General features: G+C 64.3%; 21 protein-coding genes and 1 pseudogene. 11 read left to right on the forward strand and 11 right to left on the reverse strand.

What is annotated here, in order from left to right; all coding sequences use genetic code 11:
- Window positions 1–183: 183 nt before the first annotated feature.
- Window positions 184–417: a hypothetical protein gene (locus tag RX329_RS31105; protein WP_085362259.1), complete on the reverse strand. Its 234-nt coding sequence runs from the start codon at window positions 415–417 to the stop codon at window positions 184–186.
- 137 nt (window positions 418–554) lie between these two features.
- Here RX329_RS31105 and RX329_RS31110 point away from each other — a divergent pair, with 137 nt between their 5' ends.
- The 3 genes and pseudogenes from RX329_RS31110 to RX329_RS31120 all read left to right on the forward strand — a co-directional run bounded on the left by RX329_RS31110 (window position 555) and on the right by RX329_RS31120 (window position 3,842).
- Window positions 555–899: a DUF1236 domain-containing protein gene (locus tag RX329_RS31110; protein ID WP_085362447.1), complete on the forward strand. Its 345-nt coding sequence runs from the start codon at window positions 555–557 to the stop codon at window positions 897–899.
- 346 nt (window positions 900–1,245) lie between these two features.
- Window positions 1,246–2,692: pseudogene (locus RX329_RS31115) on the forward strand (sensor histidine kinase).
- Window positions 2,693–2,705: 13 nt separating this feature from the next.
- Entirely contained in the window at window positions 2,706–3,842 is a 1,137-nt protein-coding gene (locus tag RX329_RS31120; protein WP_085362257.1) for a mandelate racemase/muconate lactonizing enzyme family protein, read from the forward strand.
- On the opposite strand, the gene RX329_RS31125 is transcribed toward RX329_RS31120, so the two are convergent.
- A complete protein-coding gene (locus RX329_RS31125) occupies window positions 3,839–4,570 on the reverse strand; it encodes a cytochrome c biogenesis CcdA family protein (protein ID WP_085362256.1) in 732 nt (243 codons plus the stop codon). The two genes, RX329_RS31120 and RX329_RS31125, sit on opposite strands and share 4 nt — an antisense overlap.
- Before the next feature lie 201 nt (window positions 4,571–4,771).
- Complete coding sequence (locus RX329_RS31130) at window positions 4,772–5,038, reverse strand: hypothetical protein (RefSeq protein ID WP_018457109.1); 267 nt, start codon at window positions 5,036–5,038, stop codon at window positions 4,772–4,774.
- 515 nt (window positions 5,039–5,553) lie between these two features.
- Between RX329_RS31130 and RX329_RS31135 the strand changes: the two genes are divergently transcribed.
- The 5 genes from RX329_RS31135 (at window position 5,554) to RX329_RS31155 (ending at window position 10,123) form a co-directional block, all read left to right on the forward strand.
- Entirely contained in the window at window positions 5,554–6,600 is a 1,047-nt protein-coding gene (locus RX329_RS31135) for a LysR family transcriptional regulator (protein WP_018457111.1), read from the forward strand.
- Between the two features lie 29 nt (window positions 6,601–6,629).
- Entirely contained in the window at window positions 6,630–7,001 is a 372-nt protein-coding gene (locus RX329_RS31140; RefSeq protein ID WP_026233304.1) for a helix-turn-helix domain-containing protein, read from the forward strand.
- A gap of 374 nt (window positions 7,002–7,375) precedes the next feature.
- Window positions 7,376–8,725 carry a murein L,D-transpeptidase gene (locus RX329_RS31145; RefSeq protein WP_317244788.1) on the forward strand — a complete coding sequence of 450 codons (1,350 nt, stop codon included), beginning with the start codon at window positions 7,376–7,378 and terminating at the stop codon, window positions 8,723–8,725.
- A gap of 111 nt (window positions 8,726–8,836) precedes the next feature.
- Window positions 8,837–9,658, forward strand: a complete 822-nt coding sequence (locus RX329_RS31150) for an enoyl-CoA hydratase (RefSeq protein ID WP_018457114.1) — start codon at window positions 8,837–8,839, stop codon at window positions 9,656–9,658.
- 180 nt (window positions 9,659–9,838) lie between these two features.
- Complete coding sequence (locus RX329_RS31155; RefSeq protein WP_085352111.1) at window positions 9,839–10,123, forward strand: hypothetical protein; 285 nt, start codon at window positions 9,839–9,841, stop codon at window positions 10,121–10,123.
- Between the two features lie 33 nt (window positions 10,124–10,156).
- Here RX329_RS31155 and RX329_RS31160 read toward each other — a convergent pair whose 3' ends face one another.
- The 3 genes from RX329_RS31160 to RX329_RS31170 all read right to left on the reverse strand — a co-directional run bounded on the left by RX329_RS31160 (window position 10,157) and on the right by RX329_RS31170 (window position 13,816).
- The gene (locus RX329_RS31160; RefSeq protein WP_085352110.1) at window positions 10,157–11,236 is read right to left on the reverse strand and encodes an isocitrate/isopropylmalate dehydrogenase family protein; all 1,080 of its coding nucleotides are present in this window, start codon (window positions 11,234–11,236) and stop codon (window positions 10,157–10,159) included.
- Window positions 11,237–11,367: 131 nt separating this feature from the next.
- On the reverse strand, window positions 11,368–12,435 hold the full coding sequence (locus RX329_RS31165; protein WP_085352109.1) for an alcohol dehydrogenase: 1,068 nt from the start codon (window positions 12,433–12,435) through the stop codon (window positions 11,368–11,370).
- A gap of 184 nt (window positions 12,436–12,619) precedes the next feature.
- Window positions 12,620–13,816: a CaiB/BaiF CoA transferase family protein gene (locus RX329_RS31170; protein WP_317244789.1), complete on the reverse strand. Its 1,197-nt coding sequence runs from the start codon at window positions 13,814–13,816 to the stop codon at window positions 12,620–12,622.
- Between the two features lie 195 nt (window positions 13,817–14,011).
- On the opposite strand from RX329_RS31170, the gene glgA reads away from it, so the two are divergent.
- Window positions 14,012–15,427, forward strand: a complete 1,416-nt coding sequence (glgA, locus tag RX329_RS31175) for a glycogen synthase GlgA (RefSeq protein WP_039799962.1) — start codon at window positions 14,012–14,014, stop codon at window positions 15,425–15,427.
- A 128-nt stretch (window positions 15,428–15,555) separates the two neighbouring features.
- Here glgA and RX329_RS31180 read toward each other — a convergent pair whose 3' ends face one another.
- The 3 genes from RX329_RS31180 to RX329_RS31190 all read right to left on the reverse strand — a co-directional run bounded on the left by RX329_RS31180 (window position 15,556) and on the right by RX329_RS31190 (window position 18,620).
- Window positions 15,556–16,554 carry an oxygenase MpaB family protein gene (locus RX329_RS31180; protein ID WP_249799825.1) on the reverse strand — a complete coding sequence of 333 codons (999 nt, stop codon included), beginning with the start codon at window positions 16,552–16,554 and terminating at the stop codon, window positions 15,556–15,558.
- Between the two features lie 36 nt (window positions 16,555–16,590).
- Window positions 16,591–17,736, reverse strand: coding sequence for a patatin-like phospholipase family protein (locus RX329_RS31185; RefSeq protein WP_018457121.1), 1,146 nt, complete (start codon window positions 17,734–17,736; stop codon window positions 16,591–16,593).
- Window positions 17,737–17,804: 68 nt separating this feature from the next.
- Window positions 17,805–18,620 carry a 3-hydroxybutyrate dehydrogenase gene (locus RX329_RS31190; RefSeq protein WP_094183368.1) on the reverse strand — a complete coding sequence of 272 codons (816 nt, stop codon included), beginning with the start codon at window positions 18,618–18,620 and terminating at the stop codon, window positions 17,805–17,807.
- Window positions 18,621–18,797: 177 nt separating this feature from the next.
- On the opposite strand from RX329_RS31190, the gene RX329_RS31195 reads away from it, so the two are divergent.
- Window positions 18,798–19,685: a LysR family transcriptional regulator gene (locus RX329_RS31195; protein WP_018457123.1), complete on the forward strand. Its 888-nt coding sequence runs from the start codon at window positions 18,798–18,800 to the stop codon at window positions 19,683–19,685.
- Window positions 19,686–19,709: 24 nt separating this feature from the next.
- On the opposite strand, the gene RX329_RS31200 is transcribed toward RX329_RS31195, so the two are convergent.
- Both RX329_RS31200 and RX329_RS31205 read right to left on the reverse strand, forming a co-directional pair.
- Window positions 19,710–20,426 carry a peroxiredoxin-like family protein gene (locus RX329_RS31200; protein ID WP_085362251.1) on the reverse strand — a complete coding sequence of 239 codons (717 nt, stop codon included), beginning with the start codon at window positions 20,424–20,426 and terminating at the stop codon, window positions 19,710–19,712.
- A gap of 80 nt (window positions 20,427–20,506) precedes the next feature.
- A complete protein-coding gene (locus RX329_RS31205) occupies window positions 20,507–20,791 on the reverse strand; it encodes a hypothetical protein (RefSeq protein ID WP_204510571.1) in 285 nt (94 codons plus the stop codon).
- Between the two features lie 242 nt (window positions 20,792–21,033).
- Between RX329_RS31205 and RX329_RS31210 the strand changes: the two genes are divergently transcribed.
- A complete protein-coding gene (locus RX329_RS31210; protein ID WP_204510570.1) occupies window positions 21,034–21,516 on the forward strand; it encodes a cupin domain-containing protein in 483 nt (160 codons plus the stop codon).
- Window positions 21,517–21,541 lie beyond the last annotated feature (25 nt).

Consider the following 21,541-nt stretch of genomic DNA (forward strand, 5'->3'; position numbering starts at 1 on the left):
GCGGCAGCTGCGGGGCGGCCTCCCACTCTCGCAGGCGACAAACGGCGTGCGGGCCCGTGCGCTGCGCACAGACCCGCCTTCCGTTGCCGCTTAGTGCATGTGGCCGATCAGATAGATGCCGCCGCCGATCACCAGCACGGCGGGCACGGCCCAGAGAATCAGAACTGGCATTTGTGATCCTCCTCAGTTTGATGTGCAGACCTTGACGGTCTTCATGCTGGCTTCGGCTTCGGTGCGCGATTTGTAGATCGTGCCCGAGGGGCTGACGACGGTCATGGACGTGTCCGTCGGCTTCTTGTCGACGATCGTGCACTTCTTCGTCTTGACGTCCTGCACGACGTAGAACTCGTCGGCCGCGAACGCCGGCAGGGATGTTGCGGCAAGCATCAGTGCTGCGGTTACTATTTTCAGCTTCATTTGTTGTCCTCCTCCAGAGCCCGAGCCGTTCAGCCCGGTCATCTACAAACGGGAAAAAGCGGCAATTTGTTCCCTGAGCCGGGAACACTGTCGACGATGAGGGGTTGGTGCGGCGCCTATTCAAACGAGGAGAACGAGTGAAGAAGTTGTTCCTGCTTTCCGCCGCGGCGGTCCTGATTTCGACCGGTGCCTTCGCGCAATCGACTGTCGTGACGACGACCGGGACCGGCCACGCTGCTGCCGTCCAGATCGAGCCGCAGTACCGAACCAAGATCAAATCCTACGTCACCGAGCACCGCGTTCGTCCGGTGACGACGAAGGAAAAGATCGTTGTCGGCGCGGCGGTGCCGAGCGACGTGGAGCTCGAGGCCGTTCCGGCGGACTGGGGTCCCTCCCTCACGAAGTATCGCTACGTCTACTCCGGCGATCGCGTGATGCTCGTCGATCCCGGTTCCCGCACGGTCGTTCAGGAAATTGATTGATCCAGGTGTAAGGGGGCCGCTTGAAGGCGGCCTCCCTCTCTGGGAGTTGAAGTTATGAAAACGCATCGAGAGGCCCGGATCGCCGGGCTCAGCCTGGCGGCCGTGTACGCCACGTGCCTGCTACTGACCGCAATCAGCATGAGCTGAGACGCAGCCGCGGACTGCGCTGCAAAATCTTGTCCCTCGGGCGGCTCGCCCGGACGCGAAAATTATGGCGCAGCGCAAATCCGGCCCCTATGGTCTCCCAAAATCATAAATCCAGCGCCCCCCTGCGCTGGAATCGGGACGCCTGCGTTTGTCAAAGCTCACCCTGCCAGTCCGGCTCGCTCTTCTGGTCACGGGAACGATGTTGCCGCTGATCGTCTTCGCGGTCGGTATTGCCGTCTACAATTACAAGCAGGACCGCAACGACGCGACCCGCCGCGTGCTGGAGAACGTGCGCAGCATGCGCCTCGTGCTGGACTCCGAGGTGCAGCGGATGACCGGCGGCCTGCAGGTGCTCGCGCTGACGAATTCGCTGCGCGACGACGACTTCCAGAATTTTCGCCGCATCGCGCTCGGCTTCGTCGATCAGTACGGCAAGGGCGGCCTGGTGCTGATCTCCGATCGCAAGGGCCGACTGCTGTTCTCCTCCGCGACCGAGGACACCGCAAGCCTGCCGCCACGCGGACATCTTGAGATCATCGAGAGGGTGTTTGCGAGCAGGTCACCGCAATATTCCGACCTGTTCACCGGCGCGATCAACGGCCGGCAGGTGCTTACGGTCGAGGTTCCGGTGCTCCGCGACGGCGAAGTGATCTACGACCTCTGCTTCAGTCCGCCGGTCAGCACCTTTCAGGACGTGGTCGAGAAGCAGCGGCCCGACCGGGATTGGACGGTTTCCCTGCTCGACACCAAGGCCATCGTATTCGCGCGCACGCCGAACCCTACGGAGATCTTCGGCAAACGGGCTACCGGCACGCTGTATGAGAGTATGTTGCGCACGCCTGAGGCCGCACTCTCGACGGTTTCGCTCGACGGTGTTGCGTTGTCCACCGTCTATACGAGGTCGCGGCTGACCGGCTGGACCATCGTCGCCGGCGTCGCCGAGAGCTCGCTGATCGCGCAACATCGCGATCACCAGCCTGATCGGCGGCATCTTGCTGCTGACCGGCCTGACCTTCGCGGTCAGGATGGCAACCACGATCGCGCGCGGTGAGATGCTGCACGATCTCCTGATCGACGAGCTCAACCATCGCGTCAAGAACACGCTCGCCTTGATGCAGGCGATCGCAGTGCAGACCTTCCGCAGCGCCAGCCGCGACGAGCGGACGAAGTTCGAGGGCCGGCTCGGCGCGCTGGCCGAGGCGCATAATTTGCTGAGCCAGGAGAAATGGGCGGGCTCCGAGCTGCGGGACGTGATCGCCCGCGCGCTCCAGCCGTTCCTGCTGAACAATCCAGAGCGCATCCGCATGGCCGGACCCGCCGTGCCGCTGTCGCCGCGGCTCGCCGTCGTGCTGTCGATGATCGTGCACGAGATCGCCACCAACGCTGCAAAATACGGTGCGCTCTCCAACGAGACCGGCCGCGTGACGCTGGAGTGGGAGGTCCTTGCCGAGGCGCCGAAGCCCCGGCTGCGCCTGATCTGGACCGAGATCGGCGGACCGCCGGTGACGGCGCCGGTGCAGCGCGGCTTTGGCTCACGCCTGATCGAACGCAGCGCGCGCGACCAGCTCGGCGGCGAAGCAACGGTCGACTTCCTGCCCCGCGGCGTGGTCTGCACGGTGATTTGCGCGCTGGACGAGGCGCGATGAACGGAGGCCGGCAATGAAGATCACAAGGGTTCGCACGCACATTCTCGAAGCAAAGCTGTCGCAACCCTTCGCCTATTCACGCGCCTGGTACGACACGCGCGCCGCGATGCTGGTCGAGATCGAGACCGATAACGGCCTTGTCGGCTGGGGCGAATGCTACGGTCCGGCACGCATGACGGCGGCGGTGGTTCGCAGCATCGAACCATGGCTGATCGGCGAGGATCCATTGCGCACCGACGTGCTGTGGCAGATGGTCTACGCGCGCTTGCGCGATCATGGCCAGAAGGGCGTCGTGATCCAGGGGATGAGCGGCATCGACATCGCGCTATGGGACATCAAGGGCAAGCATTTTGGCGTACCCGTGCATCAGCTTCTCGGCGGCGCCGCGCGCAAGCAGGTTGCCGCCTATGCGACCGGTCTCTACCGGCGCAAGTCAGGCGATCCGCTGATCTATCTGCCGCAGGAAGCGGCTGGCTATGCCGCCGAAGGATTCCGCGCCGTGAAGCTGAAGGTCGGTTTCGGCGTCGCGGAGGACGCCGCAGTCACCCGCGCGGTGCGCGAGGCGATCGGTCCCGACGTCGCCCTGATGGTCGATGCGAACCATGCCTATGACGCGATCGCGGCGATCCGGCTCGGCCGTCTGATCGAGTGCCATGACATCGGATGGTTCGAGGAGCCGGTGCCGCCGGAGGACGTCGCGGGATATCGCGCGGTGAAATCCGCGCTCACGATTCCGGTCGCCGGCGGCGAGTGCGAATTCACGCGTTTCGGCTTCCGCGAGCTGTTCGTCTCGCATGCGCTCGACATCGCCCAGCCCGACACCTGCGCGGCAGGCGGTCTCTCCGAATGCAAGAAGATCGCCGACATGAGCGAGGCGTTCGGCATCCGCTACAATCCACACGTCTGGGGCACCGGCATCGCGATCGCCGCCTCGCTTCAGCTCCTCGCCGTGCTGCCGTCGCACACGCCTCCCTCGCTGTCGTCGCTCGAGCCGATGCTTGAATTCGATCGCACCGAACATCCGATCCGGCAGGCGATTTTGAAGGAGCCGATCGAGCATGCGAGCGGCGTCGTGCGGGTGCCCGAGGGGCCGGGCCTCGGCATCGAGATAGACCGCGAGGCGCTGGCGCGCTTTGCGGTGGAGGCCTAGCCGATCGTCTGCAACGCCGGAAACGTCTCCAGCAGCCAGATGCTCACATTCGAGACCGCGCCGGTGAGGAATCCAATGCCGGTGATCACCATCAGGACGCCCATGGCGCGCTCGACATTGACGAGGTGGCCCTTCATGCGCGCGAACAGGGTGGAAAACTGTTCGATCATCAGGGCGGCGATCAGGAAGGGAATGCCGAGGCCGGCCGAATAGACCGCGAGCAGGCCGGCCCCCTTGGTCACCGTGGCCTCGGCCGCGGCGACCGAGAGGATCGCGGCAAGGATCGGGCCGATGCAGGGCGTCCAGCCAAAGGCAAAGGCGAGCCCCATCACATAAGCGCCCCAGAGGCCGACGGGCTTGGGCGCGGTCAAGCGTCCCTCGCGCATCAACAGGCCGATGCGCGTCAGGCCCAGGAAGTGCAGGCCCATGACGATAATGACGATGCCGGCGAGGATCGACAGTTCGGCCGACCAGGCGCGGATCAGCCCGCCGATCAGCGAGGCGCTGGCGCCGAGCGCCACGAACACCGTGGAGAAGCCGAGCACGAACAGGAGCGCCGACATCATGATCGCGCGTTTGGAGACTGATGCGGGCTCTTCGCTTTCGACATGCTCGATCGTCGCGCCCGTCAAATAGATCAGGTAGGGCGGGACCAGCGGCAGGACGCAAGGGGAGAGGAAGCTGACGAGGCCGGCAATCAGCGCCGCCGGGATCGAAACATTTTGCATGATGCAGTCGGAGCCATCTCAGGCGCCGGCGCGGCGCGCGGGGAGCGCGCGCGGCGCGGAGCCGGCTCAGATGTAGCCGATGCCACCGAATGCGCAACAGAGGCGCTCAAAACCAGGGCTCCTCCCGATGCCGTCTGTGATCACAGATGCGGCACCGGGACACGCACAAATCTCGCCAAAAAGCGAAACTCGGCGGCGCGGCTACTTCACCACGCGGAGCAGCGGACGCCGGGGCTGGTCCTGCGTCTGCTTGGAAGGGGGCTGCGGTTCGCTCGTGGCCGTCCGCAGCATTTCGTCGCACAGTGCCTTGAGATCGGCACTGTCAATTCCTTTGAGCTTCATCCGCACGTCCAGGATGACAATGGACAGCAGCTCGGCCGACTCACGGCTATTGCTCTCGTTGAGCACCCTGCGGCACTCTTCGAGCGTTTCCAGCACCGACTGCAACTGTTCGTCTGAATGCGACACGGCGTTCTTTCCGCTAATTCGGCCTGTGAGACGTGGTTGTGACGACCCCTTTGGCCCCCATGGAGCGTCGAGGATAACACGAGGCCGCTACGCCCCCGAACATGATTTCAGTGTGTTTCTGCCTTGAAACCGCGGTTCCGGCGCGTATCGCGTCGCGCCGCCGGCCGTCGAAACGCTCAGTCGTAAAGCGCTCGATCGTAAAACGCTCGCTCGTAAAACGCCTGGCGTGCTGCAATTGATCCATCGTGGAAGGCACCTGCTCTCGCGCAAGGACGTTCATTGCGGACAATGCCGACAATCCCGCAGGCAAGTCACGGCTCACAACGGAACTCACGCCACACCCCTTCATACGGGCGATGGTCTGCCCGATTCCTAGCCCTTGTTCCTAGGCTTGGCAGCACCCGAATACCACCTGCGGCGTAGTAAGGATGACGTTCAAAACTCGTCGTTCCCCAACCCGCCGTGGTTGTGGTTTGCCCGAGATTCTGCCAGTTTAGCGACCCGAAGGGACTTGTATGCACTCCTTGGCGGAAAGGGGCGTTCCTCTGGAGGAACGCCCAAAGACAAACGTCAGCGGCCTCTCGGACTGGGATGCGGCGCGCATTTTCCTGGAAGTTGTCCGATGCGGAAGTTTCCGCTCGGCGGCCGAGCGCCTGTCGCTGTCGATCAACGCCGTTCGCCGCCGGATCGATGATTTCGAACGCCAGACCGGCACCACGTTGTTCACCCGCGACGTCCACGGCACCCGTCTGACCGACGAAGGCGCGCTGGTGGTCTCCGCCGTCGAGCAAATGGAGGCGGCTGCCTTCGACGTGCTGCGCACCAGCGATTCGACAGCGAACGCCCTGTCCGGCGAGGTCCGCGTCGCCGTCACCGAGGGACTTGGCACATTCTGGCTCGCCCCGCGACTGGTCGAATTCCAGCAGACCTATCCGAAGATCCTGGTCGATTTGCATTGCGCGATGCGTTCGGCCGACGTCTCCCGCCACGAGGCCGACGTCGCCATTCACCTGTCGCGGCCTTCGGCACTCGACGTCAAGCTGGTGCGGCTCGGCCGCATGCATCTGATGTTCTGGGCCTCCGAGAAATACATTTCAAAACATGGCGCGCCGCGCTCGGCGGCGGAGTTGATCAAGCATCGCCTGGTGCTGCAGTTCGCGGACCAACTCGCCGCCAAGCAAACTTTCGAGAGCTTCTTCCCCGGCGTTCCGGAACGTGACCTTCTGGTCATGAAGACCAACGTCTCGAGCGCCAACTACTGGGCGGTCGCGAATGGCGCCGGAATCGGCGTGTTCCCGAGCTACGCCATTGCGCTTGGCGGGAAGTTGATTCCACTGGAGGTCGAGCTGAACAGACCGCTGGATATCTGGTTGTCCTACCATCCTGGTAGCGGCCGGATTCCGCGCGTACGGCACATGATTGACTGGCTGATCGAAGCCTTCAATCCGGCGCGTTTCCCGTGGTTTAAGGAAGAGTTCGTGCACCCGCATGAATTCAAGGACGAGTATATGGGCGAACCCCTGACCCAGCTCTTCGGGGGGTTTTCAACCGAAGACCGATGAGAAAAAAGATGAAGACAGCGGCGAAGAGAATGAAGCAGCGCAGTGCCGGCAAGCCGGACATTGAGCTGGGCAAGCGAATCCGTCTACGGCGCGTCGAGATGAAGGTCTCGCAGGCCGAGCTCGGCGAGAAGCTCGGCGTCAGTTTCCAGCAGGTCCAGAAGTACGAGAAGGGCGTCAATCGCGTCGGCGCGGCCCGGCTTCAGCAGATCGCCACCGCCCTCGATGTGCCCGTGACCTTCTTCTATGACGGCGACAACAAGGCGCGCGAAGTCGAGAGCCTGCTCTTCCTGGACTCGGCCTTCAGCCTCCGCCTGCTGCGCGCCTACAGCAAGATCAAGGACCAGACGGTGCAGCGTCAGCTCGTCTCGCTGATGGAATCGATCGCAGCGAACGAAGCCTGAGCCGATCGGCGTTCGTGCCTTTCCGCCCGATGTTCAATCCGCCGCGTCACGGGGCGCGGCTGGATTGAACGAGACCCGGACGAGATATATCCGGCCCGCGCTTGCGCGGACTTCTCGGGGCGGCATGACCGCCCCTTTTTGTTGACCATTTTTCCCGCCGTCGCCCGCGGTTTGCGCGAACCCATTCCTGCCCTGTCGCGACCCAATCCAGAGACCGCGTGCCTTGCGCATGGGGCTCGCGATGCGCCGTGCTTGAGGGAGCCGCAACCGGGAGACGCTAGCCTCCCGCCGATTTCTCGAATCAGCCCGACGAACCGGGAATTGCCGATGCGAGCGCCCGTCCGGGCCTCGCTCTCATAGGGAAGATGGGACACATGTCGAAGCGCCATGCGATAATCATTGCTGTCGGCATGCTTGCGAGCGCCTCTGCGCTTGCTCAGACCGAGACCATTGGACAGGCCGGGCCCAAGCCGGCGACTGCGGCTGGCACGGTGCCGGCCACCGCCAATCCGGCCCACGCAGCCGCACCGAAAACCGCCGCGCCGGCGGCCGCATCTACGGCGGAGAGCCGTTCGGCCGCAGCGCTCGCGCTGACGCATGAGCCGACCTATGACGAAGGCTCCGCCCAGCGCATCAAGGATGCGGCGCTGAGCTATTCCGATCTGGCCGTGCGCGGCGGCTGGCCGACGATCCCGGCAGACGCCAAATTCGCGCCCGGCGCCCAGGGCGCCAATGACGATCTCCTGCGCAAGCGGCTGATCGTCTCCGGCGATCTTTCCGCCGACAAGGCGAGCGGCGCCTTCGACCAGGATCTCGCCGACGCCGTGAAACGCTTCCAGGCCCGCCACGGCCTCGCGCCGACCGGAACGATGACGCCGCGCACGATCGCGGCGATGAACGTGCCGGTGCAGAAGCGCATCCGGCAGCTGGAGGCTTCGCTGCAGCGGCTCGAGAACATGAATTTCGGCTTCGGCCAGCGCTATGTCGTGGTCAACATCCCCGCCGCCTTTGCCGAAGCGGTCGAGAACGACGTCGTGGTAAGGCGCTATCGCGTGATCGTCGGCAAGACCGAAAAGCCCTCGCCGACGCTGACGGCCCAGATCAGCAGCGTCGTCCTCAATCCGACCTGGACGGTGCCCTCCTCGATCGCCAAGACCGAGATCTCCGCGCATATGCGCAAGGATCCCAGCTATCTGTCGCGCATGCACATGGAGGTGCTCGACGCCCACGACAATCCGATCGACCCGAATTCGGTTGACTGGTCGGGCACCCATACGCCGAATTTCACCGTGCGCCAGCACAACGGCACGTTCAACGCGCTCGGCGCGGTCAAGATCGACATGCCGAATTCCTATTCGGTCTACATGCACGACACCAACCAGCGCAATCTGTTCAGCGATGATTACCGCTTCGATTCCCACGGCTGCTCGCGCGTCGACAATGTGCGCGATCTCGCCGCCTGGCTGCTGAAGGACCAGCCGAAATGGAGCCGCGCCGCGATCGACGCGGAGATCGCCAGCGGCCAGCATCTCGACGTCGCCATGGCGAAGAAGGTGCCGGTGGCCTGGATCTACCTCACGGCGTGGATGACCAAGGACCAGACCGTCCAGTTCCGCAACGACGTCTATCACCAGGACGAGCAGTTGCTGGAGGCGACCGCCGAAGAGGCGGCCTTCTTCAGCAATGCCGGCAGCCACCCGCTGACCGCGCACATGACCAGATAGATCGCGCCATGCAATCGCGGCACAGGCGGCTGCAAAGCCAGGTCCGTTGTCGCGGTTGACCCTGGCCTCGCCCCGGCCGAACATTGCGCCTCGCCAACGAAAGCGCCCGCGATGTCCGACATGTCCAGCACGACCGAAATTCCCTACGCCGACGGCAAGATCCTCAAGCACACAGCCAGTGGCGTCGGCGTGATCACGTTCAACAATCCCGACAAGCGCAACGCGATGTCGCTGGAGATGTGGGAGGGATTTGGCGAGGCGCTGACCGCCTTACGCGATGACGCTGCCGTGCGCGTCGTGATCCTGCGCGGCGGCGGTGGCAAGGCATTCGTGTCGGGCGCCGACATCAGCCAGTTCGAGAAGACGCGCCATAACGCCGCCGCTTCCGAGGAATACGCAAAACGCAGCGCCGCCCAGCGCGCGCTGCTCGCCGATTATCCCAAGCCAACGATTGCCTGCATCCAGGGTTTTTGTCTCGGCGGCGGCATGCAGGTGGCGATGCTCGCCGACATCCGCATCGCCTCCCATGGCAGCCAGTTCGGCATTCCCGCGGCGAAGCTCGGCATCGCTTATGGCTATGACGGCTTGCGGCACTTGGTGTCGCTGGTTGGCCCGTCCTGGGCACGGCTCCTGATGTATACGGGCATGCGCATCGATGCGTCGGAAGCGCTGCGCATCGGGTTGGTCGAGCGCGTGCTTCCGGAGGATCAGCTCTGGGGCGAGACCATGGCCATCGCCGAGACGATCTCGCAAAATGCGCCGCTCGCGATCAAGGCCGCCAAGCTCACCATCGCGCAAGTGTTGAAGGACGAAAGCGCGCGCGACATGGACGCGATCAGGGCGGTCGGCACGGCCTGTATGGACAGCGTGGATTTTCGCGAGGGCCGGCAGGCCTTCATGGAGAAGCGCAAGCCGCAGTTCCAGGGACAGTGATTCCGTCGCCAGCGAGCAAAATGAAACAATCCAGAGTGCCTCTGCCTGCTTGGCTCTTCGCGATGACGGCGGGCAAACTGAACATGCATTCAGGAAGATTAAATTCCCACGGCCCCGCAACACCATAGCAACCAGCTGATTTGCTGGAAGTTCTCTCGCCATCAAACGAGGGAGATTGCGATGAAACTGAAATTTGCTGTTGTTGGTCTGGCTGCCCTGGGCGGCGCCGCTCTCGCATCAGGACAGGCACTCGCAGCGATGCCGAACGGCATTCCGCAGGCCGACCGTATCGCGAGCGGCCCGGCAGCCGACGTCGATCAGGTGCGCTGGGTCTGCAACCCCTGGGGTCGCTGCTTCTGGCGTCCGAATTATTACGGCGCCTACGGTTTTTACGGCGGCCCGCGACGCTTCTACGGCGGCCGTCCGTGGGGCTGGGGCGGCCACCGCCACTGGCGTCGCTGGTGAATTGCGAGGGGCCGCGAGGCCCCTCTTCCTTGACTACAGCGCCGCAAGCACCGCCTTCGTGATGTCGGCGGTTCCGTTGCGGCCACCAAATTCCATCGGCTTGAGACCGTCGGCATAGACCTTGTCCACCGCACGCTCGATGGTCTCGCCGGCCTCGGCCGCTCCTTCGACGCCGTGCTTGTCGGCGAGCCAGTCCAGCATCATTGCAGCCGACAAGATCATCCCGGTGGGATTGGCTTTGCCCTGCCCCATGATGTCGGGCGCGGTGCCGTGGCACGGCTGGAACACTGCGTATTTGTCGCCGATGTCGGCCGAGGGCGCCATGCCGAGGCCGCCGATCAGGCTCGCGGTGATGTCGGAGACGATGTCTCCGAACATGTTCTCCATCACCATCACGTCGAAATCCCAGGGACGCTTCACCAGCATCGCCGAGCAGGCATCGACATAGAGCCGGTCGGTCTTCACCTCCGGATGACGCTTGGCGATCTCGTCGAAGATGCCGCGGAAGAACGCAAAGGCCTTGAACACGTTCGCCTTGTCGACGCAAGCCAGCGCGCCGGGCTTGCCGCGCGCCTTGCGCCGCTCGGCGAGGCGAAACGAGAACTCGAACAGGCGCTCGGACGTCTTGCGCGTGATCACCATGGTTTCGCGCGCCTCCTCATGGGTGACGACGCCCTTGCCCATCGAGGCGAACAGGCCTTCGGTGGACTCCCTGATCACGACGAGATCGATGCCGCGCTGGTCGGCGCCGACGATCGGGCTCGGCACGCCCGGAATGAGCCGCGCCGGGCGCACACCGGCATAGAGATCGAAGATGAAGCGCAGCTCGATCTGCGGCGCGATCTCGGTGTTGTCAGGATAGCGCACCGACGGCAGGCCGCAGGCGCCGAGCAGGATCGCGTCCGCCTCCTCGCACAGCTTGATGGTGGTGTCCGGCATCGACTTGCCGGCGGCGAGATAATGATTGGCGCCCGCCGGCCCCTCGGTGAAGCGAAAGCTCAGGCCGGATTTCGTCTCGATCTTGCGCAGGACTTCGATGGCCGGCGCCATGACTTCGGGACCGATGCCGTCACCGGCAAGCACGGCAATGTGGAAGGCATTATTTGCGGACATGGGAAGCCTCAGGAGGAGCGAGCTAAATCGTCATTGCGAGCGAAGCGAAGCAATCCAGAACTGCATCTGCGGAAACACTCTGGATTGCTTCGTCGCTTCGCTCCTCGCAATGACGGAGGATGGAGCGTTGGTTACGGCGTCAGCACCGTGCGGCCAACCACCGCGCCCTGCTGCAGCTGCACCAGCGCGTCGTTGGCCTTGGCGAGCGGCTGCCGCGTCACGGGGATCGGCGCTATGTTCTTCGCTCGCACCAGGTCGAGCAGCTCCTGCGTCTCGCGCAAATTGCCGACATAGCTGCCCTGGATCGTCACCGCCTTGATCGGAATCAGCGGCAGCGCCCAGGTCGCACCGCCGCCGAACAGGCCGACGAGGACGAGCTTGCCGCCCTTGGTCAGGCAGTCGAAGCCGAGTTGCGTGGTGGCGGCGTTTCCGACGAGATCGAGCACGGCGCGGATGGGACCACCGGCTTTCTTGGCAAGCTGCTCCAGCGCGTCGGCCGCCTTGGGATCGACGGTCGCGAGCGCGCCGGCTTGCTCCGCCGCTTCGCGTTTCTTCGCGTCGATGTCGACCATGATCGCGCCCTTGCCGCCCATCGCCTTCAGCAGCGACAGTGCCATCAGGCCAAGTCCGCCGGCGCCGAACATCACGATCGGCGTGTCGAAGTGCTGCTCGAGCTTCTTCAGCGCGCTGTAGGTCGTGACGCCCGAGCAGGCGTAGGGTGCAGCTGACGCGGGATCGAGGCCTTTGAGGTTGAGCAAATAGCGCGGATGCGGCACCAGCATGTGGTCGGAATAGCCGCCGTCGCAATAGACGCCGAGCGAGCGCGGCGTCAGGCACATGTTCTCGTCACCGGCGAGACAGGTCGCGCATTTGCCGCAACCGATCCAGGGATAGACCAGCCCGACATCGCCGATCTTCACGTCGCCCTGGTCCGACGACTTCACGTCCGGGCCGAAGGCGAGCACCTCGCCGACCGTCTCGTGCCCCATGGTCAGCGGCAGGTTGATGCCGCGATCCTTCAGCGAGAGCGGCTTGCGGCCGTGGCCGAGATCGTAGCCACCTTCCCAAATGTGAAGGTCGCTATGGCATACGCCGGCCGCCTTCACCTTGATCAGCACCTGCGTGCCGGACGGTTGCGGCGTGGCCTCGTCGAACTCCTGCAGCGGCGCCTTGAAATCGGCGACCTTGAAACTTTTCATTGGCGTCCTCCCGGATATTTTTCTTATCGTCGCCACCATGGCATGGGCGGCGGGACGAGACAAACTCGGACCTGTCTAATTTAGGCTGACGGATGATGGCAAGCCGGCCACGCGCAACGCCGCATTGCTTGCCACAGCGTAGTATCCGTCAGACTTCCCGTGAGACTTGCCGTCAGCCTTGCCCTCAGCCTTGCACGGCTGTTTTGCCTGACGGAATTGGCGCATTGTCGGTGAGCCCGATCTCCGCGCGCAGTCCGTCCGTGTGCTCGCCAAGAACGGCCATCGTCTTGCCCGGTGTTGTATCAGCACCGGTCATCCGGAACGGCAGATTGAGGACCTGGAACGAGCCGCCTTCATCCTCGACAGACGAGAGCGCCTCTCGGTGCGCGAGCTGCGGATCGGCCAGTGCTTCGGACACAGTGCGGTAGGCCGAGGCCGGCACGCCGGCCGCACCTAACGCGACAAGACAGACATCGGTCGAGAGCTGCCGCGACCAGGCCTCTACACCGTCCATCAAGTCGGCCCAATGATCGCGACGCGCGGCGTAGGTGGAGAAGCGCGGATCGGAGATCCATTCGGGGCGGCCGATCACTCCCATCAGTCCCTGAAACGTCTTCTCGCTGGCAACCGTGATCATGACATAACCGCTCGCCGTCTCGGTCGGCCCGAACATCGGGCGCGGCGGCGGCTTCACGGTGAACTGCGAGTTCTGCAACTCGATCAATGTCAGCGTCAGCATCGATTCCAGCATGGAAACGTCGATATGCTGGCCGAGCCCAGTCAGGGTGCGCTGGTAGAGCGCCGACGCGATCGCGCCGAACCCGTAGGTGCCGGTGACGACGTCGGCATGGTAGATGCCGCAATAATCCGGGCGGCTGCGGCCGGGCTGATAGGCGAGATGCGCCATGTCGTAGCCCGAGGCTGCATGGATCACCGGCGCATAGGCCGGCAGCTCGGCCGACGGGCCGCTCTGGCCGTAGCCGGAGATCGAGCAGTAGATCAGCTTCGGGTTGACCGTGCGTATTCTGTCATAGTCGAGCCGCAGCCGATGCATCACGCCCGGGCGGAAGTTCTCGACCAGGATGTCGGCAGTCGCGGCCAGCCGGCGGACCGCCTCCTTGCCGTCCTCGGACTTGAGGTCGAGCACGACGCTCTTCTTGCCGACGTTGAGCTGGCCGAACACGGTGCTGCAGCCCTTGCGCAGCGGCGGCCGGGTCCGCATCGTCTCACCGCCGTCGGTCTCGATCTTGATGACCTCGGCGCCCATGTCGGCGAGCATCCGCGCACAATGGGGACCGGCGATGGTGGTCGAAAAATCCAGGACCCTGAGGCCGGCGAAGGCCTTTGTCGTGGTCCCCTCATGCTTATCTGATAGCTGCATGCCTGCTTGCGTCCTTGAGTCACTTAGGAACTTATCGAAGTTCTCTGTTGTTGGTGCGCCGACCCTAGAGGGCGGCGGCTGAGTAGGAAAGTCTTTACCGAACAGACACGTCTCGCGGGCGGGCTTGGGAATTCCAGGGCAACTGGACCCGTTCTTGCATAGCAGCAATCGGGCTCCGGCAGAGGGCAGCAGTTCTTGAGGGTCTTGTTCGTTACGACAGAAATGGACGACTTTGTCCGCGTCGGCGGACTTGGAGCCGTTTCCGCTGCACTCCCCCGAGCCCTTCGTCCTTTCGCCGACATCCGGGTCATGTTGCCCGGCTATCGCGACATCATCGAACAACTCACGCATATCCAGGTCGTTGGCCGCTGTCCGGCGTTCGCGGAGATGCCGGCCTGCTCGCTCGGCCGCGCCGCGACCAAGGACGGCCTGCCGGTCTATGTGCTGTTGTGCTCGCAACTCTACGACCGGCCCGGCAACCCTTATGGTGACGAGTCCGGGCGCGACTGGCCCGACAACGACATCCGTTTCGCGCGCTTTGCCTCGGCCGCCGCTGAGCTGGCGATGGGCACGTTGGACAAGGATTGGGCAGCAGACCTGATCCACGCCAATGACTGGCAGGCTTCGCTCGTGCCGGCCTACCTCGCCTGGCGCGGCTCCAAGCTGCCGTCGATCCTGACCATTCACAACCTCGCCTATCAGGGCCTCTTCCCGAAGGACTCGCTGCGGCGGATCGGCGCGCCGGAGAGCTCCTTCCACATCGACGGCGTCGAGTTCTACGACCAGCTCTCCTTCCTCAAGGCCGGGCTGGTCTACGCCTCGCATCTCACCACAGTCAGCGGCACCTATGCGCGGGAGATCACCACGGATGAATTCGGCTGCGGTCTCGAGGGCCTGCTTCGAGTCCGCTCCGACGCGGCCGAGCTCACCGGCATCCTCAACGGCATCGACGAGAGCTGGGACCCGCGTTCCTGCGCCCAGCTTGCCCAGCAGTTCGGCGCCGGCGACTGGGTCGGCAAGAAGGCCAATGCGGATTACGTGCGCAAGCAGTTCGGGCTTGCGGTGTCGCGCGGCCCGATGTTCGGCATCGTCGCCCGGCTGGTGCACCAGAAGGGCATCGACCTCGTGCTGGCGGCGGCCGACGAGATCGTTGATGCCGGCGGGCAGATCGTGGTCACCGGCTCCGGCGAGCCGGCGCTCGAGCAGGCGCTAATCGACGCGCATCGCCGGCGGCCTGACGCGATCGGGGTCGTGATCGGCTTCAACGAGGCCCAGGCGCGCCGCATCTTCGCCGGTAGCGACTTCACATTGATGCCGTCACGCTTCGAGCCCTGCGGGCTCAGCCAGATGTACGCCCAGCGCTTCGGCTCGCTGCCGATCGGCCACCAGACCGGCGGCCTCGCCGAGACCATTACCGACGGCGAAACCGGCTTCCTGTTCTCAAAACCTTCGCATGAATCCTTCCTCGGCGGCGTCCGCCGTGCGTTCTCCGCCTTCATGGCGCAGGACCAGCTCGACACCATGCGTCGCAGTGCGATGGGACGGTCGTTCTCCTGGAGCATCCCGGCCGGCAGCTACAACGCGCTGTACCGGAAGCTGGCGGCGGTGTGAGGCCTGCGTGTCCTCGTCATTGCGAGCGTAGCGAAGCAATCCAGACTGTTTTCCGTGGCAGCAGCCTGGATTGCTTCGTCGCAAGAGCTCCTCGCAATGACGGTGGTTTGTGGCAACGGCGGAGGACTTCACCCCCTCCCGCGCACATCCATCTGCGACCGTCCGATCCAGGCACGGTTGAGGCACCGCGTCATCCAGTCGGGCTGCGGCTCTCCGCGCAGCCGCGCTTGCGCTTCCTGGTAGGGACCGACATAGCGCAGCCGGTCTGGCAACCTTGGATAGACCCGCCGTATCCATCGCAGCGCCTTCTCGGCGGATCTGGTGTCACGCTCGTCAAGCTCGAACCCGAATCCCACACGCAAGCTTTCCGGCAGCAGGCTCGCGGTGAGCGCGCGATACCAGCGCGGCGGACGCAACCACGGGCGCGCTCCACCAAAGATCTGCGCGGCGATATCGCGCGCGGCCGGGCTGACGGTCAGCGTATCCGACTGCGTCATTGCCGCGGTGTAGGCCGCAAAGCCGGACCAGTCCGCCGGCAGATCGTGCGCCGTCAACCCGAACAACGCACCGAACAACCGACTCTCGGCCCAGTAGCGTTCGCGTTCGTCCGCCGAGAGCGGCGGCAAGACCAGATCATGCGCCATCAGCGCGGTCTCGACCAGCGTGGCATGAACCCAGCGCAGCGACGGGATGTCGTTGGCACAGTAGCGCGAGCCTGCCGCGAATGGACCGACGGTCTCGGGCATCTCGCCGACGATCATGCTGTGGCGCCGGTGCAATTGCCGCGACGACAACAGCGCGCGGTCAAGCGAACCGAACACCATGGCAAAGACGATGTCGAAGGTGCGGTGAAATCGTCCGATCGGATCAGCGAGGGTTTTCGAATGCTCGGCGATGGCGGCGGCGACCCAGGGATGCGCGAGTTGAAGGAGCAGCGCCCGGCCGGCGCCGAGAAAGATCACGGCCTCGCGGTCGATTTGCCAGGTCACCGTGTCAGGGCCGAACACGCCGGCGACCGGTCCCGCCGCGTTGGCGCGGACGGTATCAAGGGCAGATTCAAGTTCGCTCCCGGACACCACCTGCAGGGACTTTCGATTGCGGACCAGGACCGACAATCCGCAAGGCATGTGGCAATTCGATGAAGGGGACGATCGCTTGCGGCCCTACTCCGCCGCCATCGGCATCTCGTCCATATGTTCGTGCAGCACCACGCTCGCGAGCGGATCGAACTCGCCAACCCACGGCCTTCGCTCAAGCACTGACTTTGTGTGCGAATAGCCGGCATCCCAGCGCCGCATGATGCCGGACGGACTGAAGTCGATATCCTTGGTGTGGCTCTCGCGGTCGAGCTGCGGCGCAAGCAGGCGCACGACATGCATCCTGGTCGGGCAGCCGTAGTCGATCAATTCCCTCACCGCCGGATTGCTGCGCTCGCTTTCAGGCAGTCGCGCGGCGAGCTGGCTAATGACGTGGCGCAGGCGATGGGTTTGCTGCTGGCGCGTGATCTGGCTCGCGATCCGGCTGGAATATTGCACATCCTTGTGCCGGTTCAGCACCTCCGCCATCGTGGTCGGCTCGGCGCCGGCGGGATTCCACAAATGCACGGCGAGGATCAGCGAATTTTTGCGCGGATTGTCGTCGAAGACGGCCTCGGTCGGCGTGTTCGACAGAATGCCGCCGTCCCAATAGAGCTCGCCGTCGATGCGTACCGCCGGAAACGCCGGCGGCAGCGCGCCCGAAGCCATGACATGCTTCACCGTCAGCTCGCCGTCGCGGCTGTCGAAATAGCGCATCTGGCTGCTGCGGACGTGAGCGGCGCCGACCGTCAACCGTGGCGCGCAGCGGTTGATCCGGCCGAAATCGACAAGCTCGAGCAGCGTCCGCTCCAGCGGCGCCGTCGAATAGAAGCCGGCGTGATCGGCTCCGAGCGGATAGGAATCGCCCGCATGCGCCAATGGATTGGGACGGAAGAAGCCGGGAATGCCGTGGGTCAAGGTCGACCAATAGGCGAGCTTTTCATTGAAGCCGGCAAACGGGGTGCGCAGATTCCAGACCGGATTCTGCTCCATCCGTTTCCAGAACTGCTTCAGGCGCAGCAGCCGCTGGTCAGGCGCGTTGCCCGCAATGAGCCAGGCATTGATGGCGCCGATCGAGGTGCCGATGATCCAGTCCGGCTCGATGCCGGCCTCGTGCAGCGCCTGGTACACCCCGGCCTGATAGGATCCGAGTGCACCGCCGCCCTGAAGCACCAGCACCACCTGGCCGGGCAGATCCTTCGACACGCTGGTATCGCGCTTCACATCGTTCATATTCTGCTCCCTGAGAGCCCGTACCCTTGCCATGTTCGCTCCTAGCGACCCTATGTTACGCGCTCGCCTCAATGCGCGGTCCAGCCTCCGTCCACGGGCAACGCAATCCCGGTGATCGTGGCCGCTGCGTTGGTGGACAGAAATACGCTGAGCGCACCGAGCTCCTCGACGGTCGAGAAGCGCTTGTTCGGCTGTTGCGCCAGCAGCACGTCACGGATCACCTGGTCACGCGAGATTCCATGCGCCTTGGCCTGCCCATCGATCTGCGCCTCGACCAGTGGCGTATAGACATAGCCGGGACAGATCGCGTTGCAGGTAATGCCCTCTTCTGCCGTCTCCAGCGCGGTCACCTTGGTGAGCCCGACGATGCCGTGCTTGGCGGCGACGTAGGCCGCCTTGAACGGCGAGGCGACCAGGCCGTGCGCGGAGGCGATGTTGATGATCCGCCCGAACCCGTTCTGTCGCATTGCGGGCAGCGCGAGCCGCGTGGTGTGGAAGGCCGACGACAGATTGATCGCGAGGATCTGGTCCCATTTCTCGACCGGAAACTGCTCCAGCGGCGCAACGTGCTGGATGCCGGCATTGTTGATCAGGATATCCAGGCGGCCGGCCTGCGCAACCGTCGCCGCGATCATTTCGGCGATCGAATTCGGTCTGGTCATGTCGGCCGGCGAAAACCTTGCCTTGACGCCGAACTCCGCCGCGATCTGCTCGCGCGTCCGGTCGAGCTCGGCCGCCACACCAAGGCCGTTCAGCACGATGTCGGCGCCGGCCGCGGCAAGTGCCCGCGCGATACCGAGGCCGATGCCACTGGTTGAGCCCGTGACCAGCGCAACCTTGCCCGCGAGCGCCCGGGAGGCGGACGTCTGCGGTTTGACGGACATATTCACGGGCAAACTCCTTTGACATGACGACTTGTGCTGAGCCGACTGTGAAGCATCGCCGGGTTTGACGGAAATGCCCGTTGGCTTCCGAAACCATGCCTGTGCGCTATTGCGGTCGGGATGTCATTCTCCGCGCCGATCGGCTAGCTTTCGGCTGATCTTGCCGGGAGCCGATCCATGGAAATGCACCAGGTCCGCTATTTCCTCGCGGTGGCGCAACTCTTGAACTTCACGCGTGCCGCCGAGGAATGCAACGTGACGCAGCCTTCGCTGACGCGCGCGATCAAGCAGCTCGAGGCCGAGCTCGGCGGCGATCTGTTTCGCCGCGAACGGCCCGCGGCGCAATTGACCGAGCTCGGCCAGCGCATGCATCCGCTGCTGAAGCAGTGTTTCGAAGCGGCCACCGGCGCCCGATCGCTGGCCTCCTCGTTCCGGAGCGGCGAGATCGGCGCGCTCCGCGTCGCGCTGACGCATGCGATCGACCTGTCGCTCCTCATTCCGCATCTCAACCAGATCAAGCGGCAGTTCAACCGGCTCGAATTCCGCTTCCTGCGCGGCTCGAGTCGTGAAGTGGCCGAGTTCCTGAAGAAGGGCGAGGCCGAGCTAGGGATTGCCGCGGACATCGACGAGGCCTGGGAGCGGCTCGATGTCTGGCCGCTGTTCACCGAGAGCTTCGAGCTCGTGGTCAGCGACGGACATCGCCTGGCCGGCCGCAGCAGCATCGCACTGGACGATCTGCGCGCGGAGCAGCTGCTGAGCCGGACGTTTTGCGAGCATTCCGCCCGTATCTCGGCGAGCCTGCGCGAGCACGGCATCGCGATCGAGCAGGGTCACGAAATCTCGAACGAGCGCGATTTGATCGAGCTGGTCGAGGCCGACATCGGCGTCGCCATGCTGCCGCACACCTCGCCCGTTCCGGAGACGTTGACGCGCGCTGCGGTCGCCGGGCTGGACGCCCGTCGCACCGTCAGCCTCTACGGGGTGGCCGGCCGGCAGCGCACGGCGGTGGCCAATGCCGTTATGCGCATGTTGCGCGGTGCGGATTGGCGGGAGATTGCGGGGTAGCAGCCACGCTCGCTCCTCACTCTTTCAGGCCTCCCTGCTCGCGCCTTCCAACGCTTCAAGCAGATCATCGATCTCGATTCGCTTGCGGAAATCCGGATCGACGAAGCGGGCTTTCACGAGACCGTCGCGACCAACGACGAACACGGCCGGGATCGGCAGCATCCAGCCATCATTGCCGTGGAATTTCGCCATGTCCTGATAGGACAACAGGTGCTGGATCTCGGCACCGAGCCAGATCGCGAGATTGAGCGACAACGCATAGCCGTTGTCGAGGTCGGTCAGGATCGGAAATGGGGCACCAGCTTCCGCCTTGAGCTGCTGGGTGTATTCCTGCGTCTCCGGCATGATCGCGACTATGCGCGCACCCATGGACTCGACGCGGTCCAGCGCCTGGACCACCGCGCGGACATTGAGCCGGCAATAGGGACACCAATGGCCGCGGAAAAACATCACGGCGACCGGGCCGCTCTCCAGCAGTGAGGACAGCGCGACGAGACGCCCGCTCTCGTCCGGCAACATGAACGGCGGCATCGACTCGCCCGGACGCGGCGCGGTCTCGCCGCCGCCGTTTCCATTCAATCTGGTCACCAGATTGTCGACTGCCTCGCCATAGGCCGGGAACACGTCGCGGCTGGCGTCGGCATAGGCGCGGAGCTGCTCGTTCAGCGTGCCATCCATGTCACGGCAGCGCTGGAAGGCGTGTTTAAGCCGCTCGGCATCGGCCGGCGAGAGAGAGGTCATCTTGCGCTCCAGCGTTCAGGGGACGAATATTAGGTGCCCGATCCGGCCGCCCGCAAGGGGCGGCCGTCATGCGCACGCGATCAGTTCACGTAGAAATTGCCGGTCGGGTCCAGCCGCCCCGAGGTGGAATACAGCGATCCGTTGTCCATGAAGAAGACGGTGTTGTCGGGGACTTTCTTGGCGTTCTTCATCATGGCCTCGTGGTTCTTCTCCGCCGGGGCCATGGCCATCGCCGACATCTTGCCGGGTCCGCCATACATATAGGCCATGCCGGCCTTGAAGTCCCATGTGGCTTCCGCGAAGGCCGATGTGGCGATGACCACGAACGCAGCCGTGGCAATCAAGGTCTTGGACAATTTCGTCATGAGATGTTCCTCCGGAGTGACGTGAACGCCCGCCAACCGGGCGCCCCACCATCGAACGCCAGTCGCTCGGGAAGCGGAAATGCCAATCCCCAATCGGTTCGATAGCGAGCGCCTATCGGGCCCGATAGCGCCGGTCTATCGCAGCGAGAGCGAAAGAGCATTTCAGAACGAGCGCTCTCTCGACGAAAGTCCCAACATAGCCAGCGACCATTGCGGTTGCGGCCAACACAGGAGACGTCCCGATGTTCAAGCATCACACATTGTCGCGTGCGGTCTGGCCCGGCTTGGCCATCCTCGGCGTATTGACACTCTCGGCGCAGCCAGTCTCCGCCGGCGAATGCCCGGCCGACAAGATCAAGCCGAACGCGCAGCAGATGGTCGACTACAAGCCGGTCGGCGTCACCGACGTCACGCTCGGCGCCATCGACCTCGGCAAACAGCCGGCGCATATCGAAGGCCGCGAGCTGCGCTTCCGCAAGCTGACCATCGAGCCCGGCGGCATCGTGCCCTGGCACAGCCATGACGACCGCCCTGCCCTGATCTTCGTGCAGCAAGGCGAGATCGTCGAACACGTTTCCAACTGCGTCGATCCGATCGTGCACAAGGCCGGCGACATCCGCCCGGAGGTGTCCGGCACCTCGCACTGGTGGAAGAACCTCGGCAAGGAAACGGTCATTCTCTATGTCGGCGACGTCCGCAAGGACCCGCACGACCACAACATGTAACGGGTGCGCGACCCCAGCGCACGCG

It is taken from the genome of Bradyrhizobium sp. BWC-3-1 (assembly GCF_032917965.1).
Taxonomy (GTDB): Bacteria; Pseudomonadota; Alphaproteobacteria; order Rhizobiales; family Xanthobacteraceae; genus Bradyrhizobium; species Bradyrhizobium canariense_D.

What these genes read in the sequence shown, in the direction of transcription:
- RX329_RS31185 (WP_018457121.1), bottom strand. Translation starts at nt 17,736, where the DNA reads ATGAACGATGTGAAGCGCGATACCAGCGTGTCGAAGGATCTGCCCGGC.
- RX329_RS31125 (WP_085362256.1), bottom strand. Translation starts at nt 4,570, where the DNA reads ATGCAAAATGTTTCGATCCCGGCGGCGCTGATTGCCGGCCTCGTCAGC.
- RX329_RS31155 (WP_085352111.1), top strand. Translation starts at nt 9,839, where the DNA reads ATGAAACTGAAATTTGCTGTTGTTGGTCTGGCTGCCCTGGGCGGCGCC.
- RX329_RS31135 (WP_018457111.1), top strand. Translation starts at nt 5,554, where the DNA reads ATGCACTCCTTGGCGGAAAGGGGCGTTCCTCTGGAGGAACGCCCAAAG.
- RX329_RS31210 (WP_204510570.1), top strand. Translation starts at nt 21,034, where the DNA reads ATGTTCAAGCATCACACATTGTCGCGTGCGGTCTGGCCCGGCTTGGCC.
- RX329_RS31165 (WP_085352109.1), bottom strand. Translation starts at nt 12,435, where the DNA reads ATGAAAAGTTTCAAGGTCGCCGATTTCAAGGCGCCGCTGCAGGAGTTC.
- RX329_RS31205 (WP_204510571.1), bottom strand. Translation starts at nt 20,791, where the DNA reads ATGACGAAATTGTCCAAGACCTTGATTGCCACGGCTGCGTTCGTGGTC.
- RX329_RS31140 (WP_026233304.1), top strand. Translation starts at nt 6,630, where the DNA reads ATGAAGCAGCGCAGTGCCGGCAAGCCGGACATTGAGCTGGGCAAGCGA.
- RX329_RS31190 (WP_094183368.1), bottom strand. Translation starts at nt 18,620, where the DNA reads ATGTCCGTCAAACCGCAGACGTCCGCCTCCCGGGCGCTCGCGGGCAAG.
- RX329_RS31195 (WP_018457123.1), top strand. Translation starts at nt 18,798, where the DNA reads ATGGAAATGCACCAGGTCCGCTATTTCCTCGCGGTGGCGCAACTCTTG.
- RX329_RS31160 (WP_085352110.1), bottom strand. Translation starts at nt 11,236, where the DNA reads ATGTCCGCAAATAATGCCTTCCACATTGCCGTGCTTGCCGGTGACGGC.
- RX329_RS31170 (WP_317244789.1), bottom strand. Translation starts at nt 13,816, where the DNA reads ATGCAGCTATCAGATAAGCATGAGGGGACCACGACAAAGGCCTTCGCC.
- RX329_RS31180 (WP_249799825.1), bottom strand. Translation starts at nt 16,554, where the DNA reads ATGCCTTGCGGATTGTCGGTCCTGGTCCGCAATCGAAAGTCCCTGCAG.
- RX329_RS31120 (WP_085362257.1), top strand. Translation starts at nt 2,706, where the DNA reads ATGAAGATCACAAGGGTTCGCACGCACATTCTCGAAGCAAAGCTGTCG.
- RX329_RS31145 (WP_317244788.1), top strand. Translation starts at nt 7,376, where the DNA reads ATGTCGAAGCGCCATGCGATAATCATTGCTGTCGGCATGCTTGCGAGC.
- RX329_RS31105 (WP_085362259.1), bottom strand. Translation starts at nt 417, where the DNA reads ATGAAGCTGAAAATAGTAACCGCAGCACTGATGCTTGCCGCAACATCC.
- RX329_RS31150 (WP_018457114.1), top strand. Translation starts at nt 8,837, where the DNA reads ATGTCCGACATGTCCAGCACGACCGAAATTCCCTACGCCGACGGCAAG.
- RX329_RS31200 (WP_085362251.1), bottom strand. Translation starts at nt 20,426, where the DNA reads ATGACCTCTCTCTCGCCGGCCGATGCCGAGCGGCTTAAACACGCCTTC.